Origin of the sequence: Mycolicibacterium austroafricanum, from assembly GCF_000612725.1 — a bacterium.
GTDB lineage: Bacteria > Actinomycetota > Actinomycetes > Mycobacteriales > Mycobacteriaceae > Mycobacterium > Mycobacterium austroafricanum.
This window is the reverse complement of sequence record NZ_HG964461.1, coordinates 81556-92864: the sequence shown is the minus strand read 5'-3', so window position 1 is coordinate 92864 and position 11309 is coordinate 81556. Positions and strand designations below refer to the sequence as shown.

At 67.5% G+C, this 11309-nt stretch carries 12 protein-coding genes; 6 read left to right on the top strand and 6 right to left on the bottom strand.

Features of this window, described 5'->3' with window-relative positions; all coding sequences use genetic code 11:
- Positions 1–33: 33 nt before the first annotated feature.
- Positions 34–1311, bottom strand: coding sequence for an MFS transporter (locus BN976_RS30250; protein WP_036377096.1), 1278 nt, complete (start codon positions 1309–1311; stop codon positions 34–36).
- Between the two features lie 193 nt (positions 1312–1504).
- Between BN976_RS30250 and BN976_RS30245 the strand changes: the two genes are divergently transcribed.
- Entirely contained in the window at positions 1505–2263 is a 759-nt protein-coding gene (locus BN976_RS30245; RefSeq protein ID WP_036377093.1) for an SCO6745 family protein, read from the top strand.
- Position 2264: 1 nt separating this feature from the next.
- On the opposite strand, the gene BN976_RS30240 is transcribed toward BN976_RS30245, so the two are convergent.
- On the bottom strand, positions 2265–2849 hold the full coding sequence (locus tag BN976_RS30240; protein WP_011782976.1) for a TetR/AcrR family transcriptional regulator: 585 nt from the start codon (positions 2847–2849) through the stop codon (positions 2265–2267).
- Between the two features lie 75 nt (positions 2850–2924).
- Between BN976_RS30240 and BN976_RS30235 the strand changes: the two genes are divergently transcribed.
- A complete protein-coding gene (locus BN976_RS30235; protein ID WP_036377090.1) occupies positions 2925–3749 on the top strand; it encodes an alpha/beta fold hydrolase in 825 nt (274 codons plus the stop codon).
- A gap of 87 nt (positions 3750–3836) precedes the next feature.
- On the opposite strand, the gene BN976_RS30230 is transcribed toward BN976_RS30235, so the two are convergent.
- Together BN976_RS30230 and BN976_RS30225 are read right to left on the bottom strand one after the other, a co-directional pair.
- Positions 3837–4511, bottom strand: coding sequence for a DUF305 domain-containing protein (locus BN976_RS30230; RefSeq protein ID WP_036377087.1), 675 nt, complete (start codon positions 4509–4511; stop codon positions 3837–3839).
- A 134-nt stretch (positions 4512–4645) separates the two neighbouring features.
- Entirely contained in the window at positions 4646–5869 is a 1224-nt protein-coding gene (locus tag BN976_RS30225; RefSeq protein ID WP_036377084.1) for a L,D-transpeptidase, read from the bottom strand.
- Between the two features lie 253 nt (positions 5870–6122).
- Between BN976_RS30225 and BN976_RS30220 the strand changes: the two genes are divergently transcribed.
- Positions 6123–8426 (top strand): heavy metal translocating P-type ATPase, encoded by a 2304-nt coding sequence (locus BN976_RS30220; protein ID WP_036377081.1) that lies wholly within the window; start codon positions 6123–6125, stop codon positions 8424–8426.
- An 88-nt stretch (positions 8427–8514) separates the two neighbouring features.
- Positions 8515–8757, top strand: a complete 243-nt coding sequence (locus BN976_RS30215; protein ID WP_036377078.1) for an SHOCT domain-containing protein — start codon at positions 8515–8517, stop codon at positions 8755–8757.
- A 29-nt stretch (positions 8758–8786) separates the two neighbouring features.
- Here the strand turns inward: BN976_RS30215 and BN976_RS30210 are convergent, their stop codons facing one another.
- Positions 8787–9557 (bottom strand): hypothetical protein, encoded by a 771-nt coding sequence (locus tag BN976_RS30210; RefSeq protein WP_235622181.1) that lies wholly within the window; start codon positions 9555–9557, stop codon positions 8787–8789.
- A gap of 106 nt (positions 9558–9663) precedes the next feature.
- On the opposite strand from BN976_RS30210, the gene BN976_RS30205 reads away from it, so the two are divergent.
- A complete protein-coding gene (locus BN976_RS30205; protein WP_011782966.1) occupies positions 9664–10155 on the top strand; it encodes a DUF309 domain-containing protein in 492 nt (163 codons plus the stop codon).
- A 13-nt stretch (positions 10156–10168) separates the two neighbouring features.
- Here BN976_RS30205 and BN976_RS30200 read toward each other — a convergent pair whose 3' ends face one another.
- The gene (locus BN976_RS30200) at positions 10169–10351 is read right to left on the bottom strand and encodes a ferredoxin (RefSeq protein WP_036377073.1); all 183 of its coding nucleotides are present in this window, start codon (positions 10349–10351) and stop codon (positions 10169–10171) included.
- Positions 10352–10552: 201 nt separating this feature from the next.
- Here BN976_RS30200 and BN976_RS30195 point away from each other — a divergent pair, with 201 nt between their 5' ends.
- Positions 10553–11227 carry a helix-turn-helix transcriptional regulator gene (locus BN976_RS30195; protein WP_036377071.1) on the top strand — a complete coding sequence of 225 codons (675 nt, stop codon included), beginning with the start codon at positions 10553–10555 and terminating at the stop codon, positions 11225–11227.
- The last annotated feature ends 82 nt before the right edge of the window (positions 11228–11309 follow it).

Below are 11309 nucleotides of genomic sequence, written 5' to 3'. Positions count from 1 at the left end.
CCGGGCGACGGCACCGAGCCAACACCGACATGATCACCGTGGAGCGGGGTGCGTCTCGTACATCCGCAACGCGACGACGAGGCCGGAAGCAGCGGTCAGTGCGGCGACCGTCCAGACGGCGGCGCGGACACCGAGGACGTCGGCGACGACGCCGGCAACCAGCGCGCCGACCGCGAAGCCGCCGTCGCGCCACAACCGGTACGTCCCCACCGCACGGGCGCGCCACGCCGGATGCGCAACGTCGCCGATCGCAGCCAGCAGAGTCGGATAGACCAGGGCGGTCCCGGCCCCCAGCGCGACTGCGGCGACAGCCCACACGGCGAAGTCGTCGCCGTAGGCGATCATCGCCAAAGCGATTGCCTGCAGCCACATTCCACCGGCGATCATCCACTTGCGGCCCCATCGGTCCGACAATGCCCCGGTGACCAGCTGGCCGACACCCCACACCGCGGGATACAGCGCGGCGAGCACCCCGATGCGCCCCACCGACAGCCCGGCACTCGCGAACAGGATCGGGAACAGGCCCCACGCCAGACCGTCGTTGAGGTTGTTCACCAGGCCGGCCTGGCTGGCCGCGGACAGCGCCCGTTCACGAAAGCTGTTCTGAAGGAACACTTCCCGGTTGGTGAGTTGATCGTGCAGGTGATCGTGGCGACCGTCGGCCCTGGCGACGTGGGTGGCCGCCTCCAGTCGGGCGTGTCCGTGGGTCTCGCGCACGAACACCGCCGACAGGCCCAGCCCGAGGGCTGCGAAGGCGAGACCCAGGAGAAAGGGTGCGGGTCGCAGGCCGTAGGCCTCGGCGAGGTAGCCGGTGGCGAGGGCGGTGACCGCGACGGCTCCGTAGCCGGCGGCCTCGTTGAGGCCCATCGCGAAGCCCCTGCGGGCCGGACCCACCAGATCGATCTTCATCACCACGGTGGTCGACCACGTCAATCCCTGGCTGACGCCGAGAAGCACATTGGCGGCGAGCACCCAGGACCATGACGGCGCCCAGATCAGCAGCAGCGGCACCGGAACCGCAACCACCCAGCCGGCCACCAGCACCGGTTTGCGACCGAAACGATCCGACAACGTGCCTGCGAAATAGTTGGTGGCCGCCTTGGCCAGGCCGAACACCAGGATGAACGACAGCCCGGCGGTGTAGGCGCGCAGACCGAACTCCTGCTCACCGAGAAGTGGCAGCACCGTGCGCTCCTGGCCCAGCATGCCGCCGACGAGAGCGTTGACCACCACCAGCAAGGTGAACTGTGCGGCGTTGTACCCCAGGCCCAACTGGATCGGACGACCATCCGTCGAGCGGCCCACATCCACCTCCCGTCCCCGACCTGTCGGTTCGTGCCCTGCCGGACCACTATACCCCCATGGGTATCGCCCGTACGTTCGGAATGGCCCGAGAACAGCGGAGTCCGCGGTTTGCCGGAGCCGGGAATGGGCGGGTCGCTACCCTTCCGGTTGGACGCCCGACCGCCGGCCGGTGCGAAGCCCTACGTGTGGAGAGCTGGACATGAGCAATGCCGACCTGATTGACACCGTCGCGACCGCGGGAGCGGCCATCGAGCAGGCTGTTGCGGTATTCATGCTGCATCCGGAAACCTATGGCGGAAGCATCGCCGCCGGCTACCAGAACCCGTTGGCCGGGTATGTCGCCGGCCGGGGCGGGGTTCTGGGTGAGGCCACCGGCGCCACGGTCAGCGCGGTGTTCGCGGTGTTCGAGCCGGTGGGCTTGGCGGCAATGTGGGACGAGGGCGTCGCGGTACACGGTGCCGCCCGGGCATCGGAGATCTACTGGGACCAGACCGCCGAGTTCGGCCGCAAGTACCTGTCCGGCGCCGAGGGGCTGGATCGGATCGCTGGCCTGGGGGAGAAGCTCATTGCGTCGACGCCGATCACGGCCCTGCCGTTGTTCGCGGGCTGGCGGGCGATGCCGTTGGCCGAGGATGCCCCTGCCCGCGCGCTGCAGGTGATGTTCGTGCTGCGGGAGTTGCGCGCCGGGCTGCACTTCAATGCGTTGTCCCTCTCGGGCCTCACTCCGGTCGAGGCGCACATGCTCAACAAGGGACCGGGGTACACCGCGATGTTCGGCTGGCCAGAGCCGTTCGCCGACGGCGCGGACAAGAAGGACGGCTACGCAGAGATCGAGCAGGCGACCAACCGGCGCATCGCGGACATCTTCTCGGCCGCGTTGGATCCCGCGGAGGCCGAGGAACTGGCCCGACTGAGCACCGCCGCGCTGGCGTCCCTGAAGGCCAACGTCCCGGCTTGAGCTAACTCCGCCGGGTCGTCGCCGCCGCGCGCACGGCCGCCTGCACTCCGTGCCCGGCGGCGATGATCGGGTCGATCGACCGCAACGTGCGACACAGTACGAAGGCGCCTTCGAGTGCGGTGAGCGTGATCATCGCCAACCTGCGGCACTCCGGCTCGGTGAGGGCGAGCCGGCCGAACCACGCCGCGAGACCCGTGAGCCAACTCTGGAACACTTCGGCGGCTTCGACGCGGAGTCGTTCGTTGGTGCTCGCCACCTCCAGCGCGATCGTCTCGATCGAACAGGCCTCGCTGTAGTCCTGCGCCTCCAGGTCCCGGCCCGCCTTCTCGAACAACTGCGGGATGCCGGTGAGCGGGTCTGTGTCCGCGAGCTGTGCGCCGACGAGTTCGGCGTACCGAATGCCCTCGCGCCGAATGACTTCCACGCTGATGGCTTCCTTGCCGCCGGGGAAGTGGTGGTAGATCGAGCCGAACGGCGCCTGCGCCGCGGCCGATATCTGCTTGAGGCCGGTGGCGGGCATGCCCTGACGCCGGTACAGCTCGGCCGTCGCGTCCAGGATTCGGCTTCGAGTGGACGGATCGGCCATGACATCTCCTTCTTGCGCGTCGTGCGTCGACAGCATATCGTTCGTCCCAGTAGAACGATCTATCTAGGAGGCGAAATGTTCACCGTCGACGTGCCCGCCGGACCGATCGCCTACGACGACACCGGAGGGGACGGGCCGGTCCTGGTGTTCGGTCACGGCCTGCTCATGGACGGGCGGCAGTGGCGCAAGGTTTTACCGCTGCTGCCCGGCTACCGCTGCATCACACCGACCCTGCCGTTGGGTGCGCACACCGTGCCGATGCACGACGATGCGGACCTCACCCAGACCGGTGTCGCCGGCATTCTCGCCGACTTTCTCGACGCCCTCGATCTCGACGACGTGACCCTGGTCCTCAACGATTGGGGCGGAGGGCAATTCGTGATCAGCGAAGGCCGGGACAAGCGTATCGGGAGACTGGTGCTCGTATCCTGCGAGGCATTCGACAACTTCCCGCCCAAGCCCGCCCGCCCTGCCGCGCTGCTGTGTCGATTCCCCGGCGGCGGATGGGTGCTGAGCAGGATGCTCGGGACCCGGCTCTTCCGTCACAGCCGGCGCGCCTACGGAGCACTGGCCAAATCCGGGATTCCGGACGCGATGTTCGACGAGTGGTTCCGTCCTGCCGTGGAGAACGCCGCGATACGCCGCGATCTGGTCAAGTTCGCCACCGGCTCGCCGTCGCGCCGTCGATTGCTCGAATTGTCGGAAAATCTGGCGACTTTCGATCGGCCGGTGCTCGTCGTGTGGGCGCGCGAGGACCGGATGATGCCGTTGCAGCATGCCGACCGGCTGGTCGAACTCTTCTCCGACGCCAGGAAGGTTGTCGTCGACGATTCCTGGACGCTGATCCCCGAGGACCAACCCGAGATCATGGCGCAGCTGCTGCGCGACTTCGTGGGCTGATGCCGCGAGCAGACACAAAATCGCACTGGAGAGGTGCCTTTCACGCGATTCTGTGTCTGCTCGGCAAGCTTCCCGCCAACCGGGGTGCTACAGCGACTTGAGGATCTGGTTCATGGTGTCGATCTCCGTCCGCTGGCTGCTGGCGATTGTCTTGGCCAGCTCGACCACGTCGGGGGACTGGCCGTTCTCTATTTCGTTCTCGGCCATGGTGATCGCACCCTCGTGATGCCGGATCATCTGGGACAGGAACAGCTTGCTGGCCTCCACGCCCTGGGCGTTCTGCAACGCCTGCATGTCGGCGGGCGACATCATTCCCTCCATGCCGGGCATTCCCTCCATGCCGGGCATACCGTCCATGCCGGGCATTCCGGGCATCATCGGCCCGCCGGGCATGTCTCCATGGCCCGGCGGCATGTTGCCGGGCATGCCCCATTCGTCGAGCCATCCCTGCATCTGTGCGATCTCCGGGCCCTGCGCGGCTTTGATCTGCTCCGCCAGGTCGACCACCCGCGGATCGATCCCCTGCTTGGCGATGATCATGTCGCTCATCTCGATCGCCTGCTGGTGGTGCGGAATCATGTGGCGGGTGAACATCATGTCGGCCTGGTTGTGCGACGCCGCGGGGGTCGCGGCCGAGGTCTGAACGGGGGCGGGCGAGGCCGTCGAGCTTGCCTCGTTGCCGGCAGTGTTGCTACACGACGCGATCACGGCCGCGACCGCCACTGCGGCCGCTCCGACCGCCACGGTTCTCTTCTGTCTCACAGCGCTTCCCTTCGTCGTTCTCGGGCGTTCGATCCGACGTCAAGCATTCCCGGAGCGCTTAGAGCACTACTAGTCGTTCGGTGAAGATTCGGTATAGAAACCGCCGAGCCGGGTGACGCCGACCGGCGCGTCGGTCAGTCGTTGGCGTTTCCGGCTTTCCACCGGTCCCACGGGATGTTCCAGTCCCCGAGTCCGTCGGTGCCCGACAGGGTGGGGCCGGTCGTGTTGACGACTTCGACGATGTCGCCGCGCCTGGTGTTGTCGTAGAACCAGCGGGCGTTGGCCGGGCTCACGTTGAGGCATCCGTGGCTGACGTTGGCGACGCCCTGGCTGCCCACCGACCACGGCGCCGAATGCACGTAGATGCCGCTGTAGGACATCTGCGTGGCCCATTCCACCTCGGTGCGATACCCGTCGGGTGAGTTGACGGGAACACCGTAGGTGGACGAGTCCATCACGAGGAAGGAGTAGCGGTCGCCGACGATGTAGGTGCCGTTGTCCGTCGGTGTCTTGGCCTTGCCCATCGAGATGGGCATGGTCTTGACAACCTCTCCGTTGCGTCGAACGGTCAGCATCTTGGTGGCGTCGTCGGCGGTCGCGATGACCTCGTCGCCGATGGTGAAGCGGGTGGACGCGTCGTCCTGGCCGAACAGTCCGTCGCCGAACTCGACACCATAGGCCTTGACCTGGACTTCGACGGTGGTGCCTGGCTTCCAGTATTGCGCTGGGCGCCAACGGACTTCCCGGTTGTTGAGCCAGTAGAAGGCGCCCTCGACGGGCGGGTCCGTGGTCACGGTGACGGCCTGCTGGGCCGCCAGCCGGTTTGTGATGTTCTCGTCGAAGCGGATGGTGATCGGCTGACCGACGCCGACGGTTTCTCCGTCGTTGGGCGCCACGTACGGCATGGTCAGGTTGTCGGGCGAATGGGTTTCGAAGGTGGCGCTGGTGCTGGTCACCCCGCCCAGCCCGAGGGCTTCGGCCTGAAGCGTGTATTGCTTGTTGTAGCCCAGCGGTTCGGCCGACGACCAGGAGGTGCCGTCGGGGCTCAATTGTCCGTCGACCACTACGCCGGCCTCGTTGGTCAGCGAGACCTGCCCGAGAACTCCGTCGCCGGCGGTCACGGTCACCGGCGAATCCACCGGGACACCAATCGCCCCATCGGTCACCGACGCCTGCAGTTTCGGGACCAGTAGATCCGCGTACGGGGTCCCCTTGTCCGTGATGACGTCGGGTGCGGGCGCAGCGGCCGGGGTCGAGGAGCACGCAGCGGCGATCAACAGCACCGCCACGGCGACCGCCGTCGTCCGGAGCCGGTCCGCCGTGACGCGAAGGGATGGGGGACAGGGTGCCTGCGGCATCAGTGCGTCACTCCGTCTCGGGTCGTCGCCGAATCCTGCGGTAAGTAGACCGCTTTCGAGGGGTTTACCCGAATTATCGTCGGCGCCGATCTGGCTTCCCTAGCCCTTTCATGAAGATTCGGTAAAGGTGCACCGACGCCGGGACTCGGGGACGCCTTTACCGAATCTTCGTCAAGCAGCTAGCGCAGCCATACCAGCGGCGGGAAACATACATATCGACGGTCTCCGCTGCCTCGACACGTAAGGAGAGCGCATGGCCGAAACCACGGTGCTCGACGTGCGTGGGCTGCACTGGGCGAGCTCGGAAGCGATCATCGAATCCACGCTGCGGCGGCGGCCGGGCGTGGTCGCGGTGAACGCGAACGCGGCGAATCAGACCGCCACCGTCACCTTCGACCCTGCCCAGACCACGCTGGCACAACTGACGGAGTGGGTCAGGGACTGCGGATTCCACTGCCAGGGCCGCGCGGTGCCCGACCACATCTGTGAACCGATACCGATGCCCGACGCCGCGCCGTCCCCGCACGACATGATGGGGCACGGCGGGCACGGCGCGATGTCCATGGATGCCATGGTCCGCGACATGCGCAACCGGTTCCTCGTCGCGCTGCTCCTGTCGATCCCGATCATGCTGTGGTCCCCGATGGGGCGCGACATGTTCGGATTCGGGGTGCCGGCACCGTTCGGGCTGCGCGACGACGTCTTCGCCCTGATCCTGAGTCTGCCGGTGGTGTTCTACTCGGCCTGGATCTTCTTCGACGGCGCCTACCGTGCGCTGAGGGCGCGCACCCTGGACATGATGGTGCTGGTCGCCGTCGCGGTCGGCGCCGGGTGGCTCTACAGCGTCGGCGTCACGCTCACCGGTGGCGGCGAGGTGTTCTACGAAGCCGCCTCGGTGCTGACCACTTTCGTACTCCTGGGGCACTGGTTCGAGATGCGCGCCCGTGGCGGCGCCAACGACGCCATCCGCGCCCTGCTCGAACTGGCCCCGCCGTTGGCGGTGGTCCAGCGTGACGGTGAACCGGTGGAGGTCCCCACCGCCGAGGTCGCGACCGGTGATCTGCTGCTGATCCGCCCGGGCGCGAAGATCCCGGTCGACGGTTCCGTCGAGCAGGGGCACTCCGAGGTGGACGAGTCGATGGTGACCGGCGAAAGCCTGCCGGTGGCCAAGGATCCCGGCTCCACCGTGATCGGTGCGTCGATCAACACCACCGGCACGCTGCGGGTGCGCGCCACCAAAGTCGGATCCGACACGGCGCTGGCTCAGATCGTGCAGATGGTGCAGGAGGCGCAGAACTCGAAGGCGCCCGGTCAGCGTCTGGCCGACCGGGCCGCGTTCTGGCTCGTCCTCGTCGCACTGCTGGGTGGCACCGCGACCTTTCTGGTGTGGTGGGCGGTCGGCGCCGGCGTCCAGAGCGCGCTGTTGTTCGCCATCACCGTCGTGGTGATCACCTGTCCTGATGCGCTCGGCCTCGCCACGCCCACCGCGATCATGGTGGGCACCGGGCTGGGCGCCAAGCGGGGTGTCCTGTTCAAGAACGCCACCGCGCTGGAGATCTCGGCACGCATCGACACCGTCGTGATGGACAAGACGGGGACGTTGACCAAGGGCGAACCCGAAGTCACCGACGTCGTTGTCGAGGGAATATCCGAGGAGGAGTTTCTGGCGCTGGTCGCTGCGGTGGAGACGGAATCCGAACACCCGCTGGCCGCCGCGATCGTGCGGTACGCCGCCGAGCACGGGGTTACGCCATTGCCGCTGAGCGCATTCCAGAACGTGCCGGGCCAGGGAGCGACCGCCGAGGTGGACGGACGTCACGTCGCCGTCGGCAACCGCAAGCTCATGGTGGACAGGCGTGTCGACTTCGGCGAGTTGATGGACCGACGGGACGAACTGGCCGCGTCCGGTCGTACCGCCGTGCTCGTGGCCGTCGACGGTCGCGGCGTGGGTGTCGTCGCCCTCGCCGACGCGGCACGGGAGACCTCGGCCGCCGCGGTGGCGGCCCTGCATGACCTCGGAGTCGAGGTGGTGATGCTCAGCGGCGACAACGAGGCGACCGCCAAACGTATTGCGGCACAACTCGGTATCGATACCGTCATCGCGGAGGTGCTGCCCGGGGACAAGGCTGCCAACATCGCGGCGCTGCAGCGTGACGGCCGCAGGGTCGCGATGGTCGGCGACGGCGTCAACGACGCACCTGCGCTGGCGCAGGCCGATCTCGGGGTGGCCATCGGGGCGGGCACCGACGTCGCCATCGAGACCGCCGACCTGGTGCTGATGCGGTCCGACCCGCTCGACGTGCCGATCGCGCTCAGGATCGGGCGCGGCACCCTGCGAAAAATGCGGCAGAACCTCGCCTGGGCCGTCGGCTACAACGTGATCGCGCTTCCCATCGCAGCGGGGGTCTTCCAGCCGGCGTTCGGGCTCGTGCTGCGCCCGGAGATCGCCGCGCTGTCCATGTCCGGGTCCAGCTTCATCGTTGCCGTGAACGCCCTGACGCTCAAGCGGCTCAAGCTGCCGGGTACACCCGCTGGGGACGAAGGACCCGGCCGATGAGTGCCGACGCCCCCACCTGGAGTGCGATGAGTCCAGTCGTTGTCACAGAGGCTGCAAGCGCAGCCTGCCTTCACGAGGAGGTGTCGCCATGATGGTTTGGTATGGCGGGCATATGGGTTGGTGGGGATACGCCGCCATGGGAATCGGGATGGTCGTCTTCTGGGCGTTGATCATCGGCGGAATCGTCGTCCTGGTACGCCTGTCGATCGGCGGCACGACAGCGCCGGCGCAGCCGCCGGCGACCGCCGAGCAGATTCTCGCTGCGAGATTCGCCAGAGGTGAGATCGACGAGGCGGAGTACCGCGACCGCCTCGCGGCCCTGCGTGGTTGATCCCTGAACCTCACCGTTGCAGGGCTGCGTCAATGGTCGTGGTGGTCCGCGTCGCCGGCCTGGTGGTGCAACGGTTCGGCGGCCGGAGGCGGGGCCTGTACCGGAACCGGTGGCGCGGGTGTGCCGGTCGAGCCGTGGTGCAACGGCTCCGCGGCCGGCGCCGGAAGCTCGTGATGTCCGCCTTCATGCACGACACTGGGCCGCTCGTGCTCGGCTTCCACGCCGGCCGGCGCGTGATGGCCGCCTTCATGTCCCCCGCTGGGCCCGTGGTGTCCGGCTTCTGCGCCGGCAGGCCCGTGATCGCCGTGCCGTAGCCCCGAAGCCGCTCCCACAGTGGACGCCAGCGCGACGACAGCACCGACGCCGAGAAGGACCATCGCGTTCGCGAACGCCGGTATGGGCTCTCCCTGGTGGCGTCGGTGCCAGACCCAGCCGGCCCCCATCACGACATAGACCTGGAGCAGCAGAGCGCAGAGGTCCGCGGCCTGCACCAGTTCGGCTTCTCCCGCGTGTGGGCCGAACGGCGCGCCCGCAGTCCGGGACACGGCCCACAGCGCGACAGCTCCGATGTTCAGCAGGATTCCGGCGGCGAGCACCTGCGTGGTCGGCCTTGTCAGCACCAGGCCCGCCCAGATCAGTTGGAACAGAGCTATTCCGGCGAAGAAGACGCCTGCGAGCATCCACTCCTGCCAGTGCGCCGGCACGACGGCGAAGTGGATGACGGCCGCGCCGAGTGAGGCCAGCGCGGCAAGCCGAGCCGCCAGCTTGCTGTCGGTTTTCGTCGCTGCCCTGGAGCTCACTCGTCCGATGATGACAGCACCGGCAGGGACAACCACCGGGTGACATCAGATCTCAACCCGACCGAGATTCCGCCGTCACCACCGGCATGAAGCGCATGATGGATGCATGGTCGAACGCACCCGCGACGATGCCGGACGGCCTCGCAACGCCCGTCCCCGTGACGCGCTGGGCCGACTCCTCGCGCCGGGCAGTGAGGGGGTGCCCCGCATCCCGGACGACCTCGCGTTGCCGCCGTCCGACTCCCTCGCCTACGCGCAGGACCTGCTCGACAGGGGCTTGGCGTTCAACGCCCACGAGGTGCTCGAGGCCGCCTGGAAGAGCCGCCCCGCAGAGGAGAGGTCGCTGTGGCAGGGGCTGGCCCAGCTCGCCGTCGGCATCACGCACATTCAGCGCGGCAACCTCGTCGGTGCGTCCAATCTGCTCCAGCGCGGCTCCGGCCGCCTGTCTGAGGTCGGTCGTCCGGCACCGCATTCGGTCGACATCGACGGTCTGATCGGCTGGGCAGCCGGACTGGTCGGCGACCTCGGCCCCGCCGCCGACATTTCGCCGTCACGCCTGCGTCCGACACTCACACGATCTTCAGCGGGGCGGGGATGAGTGGCCGATTTTGCTACGACAGGGCCGCCCGCGGGCAGTCGGCGATGGCCTGGTCGGCAAGCATCTCCTGCTCGACGGGAACGGGATCGGCGATGACGACGGCGTATTCGTCGTCGTCGAGTTGGAAGACCTCCGGTGCGATTTTCACGCAGAACGCGTTGCCTTCGCAGCGATCACGATCGACTCGTACGCGCAAGGACCTCTCCTTTGCTCGGTGCCGTCGCACTGTTTATACAACCGCACTTGTGTAAACTCTAGCCCGTTGTCGGTGTGTTGGCCAGAACGGCGATCCCAGCGGCGCGATCGAATCAGGTGTTGTGTCACAACCACTTTCGCCTACCCGAAACGAAGGTGGCATTCGGGTTCGAAGGAGAACCGGCATGACCGGAGTCGAACGGTGAGCGCACCTTCCCCCGGCGAGCCGCCGGGTCGCCGGCGTGATGTGCTGCGAACCTTGAAGGCTGCGTCCGGCCCCATGAGTATCGGCGCGATCGCCGATGCGCTCGACATACATCCCAACACGGTCCGCTTCCATCTGGACAGGCTGGTCAGCCAGGGGCAGGTGGAGCGCGTCGAGCCGGATCGCCGACGACCGGGCCGCCCGCCGCTGATGTTCCGCGCGATGCCGCAGATGGACCGCGCCGGACCCCGCCACTACCGGCTGCTGGCGGAGATGCTGGCGATGAGTCTCGCCGCCGACGGCGATCCCCCCACCAGGGCACAGGCGGGGGGCCGCGCCTGGGGGCGCGAGTTGAACGTAAGGGCGCCACGCAGGAAACAGTCGGTCGCCGAGGAAGCGGTCGATCGGCTCGTCGAGGTACTCGACGACGTCGGGTTCGTTCCGGAGCGCCTCGGTGCGGGGGATAAGCAACAGATCGGCCTGAGACACTGCCCGTTCCTCGAGCTCGCCGAGACACAGAGCAAGGTCGTGTGCGGTATTCACCTCGGGCTGATGCAGGGAGTCCTCGAACGCCAAGGGGCGCCGGTCACTGTCGACCGACTGGAGCCCTTCGCTCAACCGGACCTGTGCCTGGCTCACCTGACACTGCGGGGCAGACCGCCCCAGGCATGAAAGTGCTTGGGGTGCCGCACCTGTCACGACATCGGTGATCTTCCCGACGATCGTCGGCCGGGCCGGGCCGGATATGGCAGTG

Coding starts and splice junctions, on each gene's coding strand:
- BN976_RS30245 (WP_036377093.1), top strand. CDS start 1,505: ATGAGCAATGCCGACCTGATTGACACCGTCGCGACCGCGGGAGCGGCC.
- BN976_RS30240 (WP_011782976.1), bottom strand. CDS start 2,849: ATGGCCGATCCGTCCACTCGAAGCCGAATCCTGGACGCGACGGCCGAG.
- BN976_RS30235 (WP_036377090.1), top strand. CDS start 2,925: ATGTTCACCGTCGACGTGCCCGCCGGACCGATCGCCTACGACGACACC.
- BN976_RS30225 (WP_036377084.1), bottom strand. CDS start 5,869: ATGCCGCAGGCACCCTGTCCCCCATCCCTTCGCGTCACGGCGGACCGG.
- BN976_RS30220 (WP_036377081.1), top strand. CDS start 6,123: ATGGCCGAAACCACGGTGCTCGACGTGCGTGGGCTGCACTGGGCGAGC.
- BN976_RS30215 (WP_036377078.1), top strand. CDS start 8,515: ATGATGGTTTGGTATGGCGGGCATATGGGTTGGTGGGGATACGCCGCC.
- BN976_RS30205 (WP_011782966.1), top strand. CDS start 9,664: ATGGTCGAACGCACCCGCGACGATGCCGGACGGCCTCGCAACGCCCGT.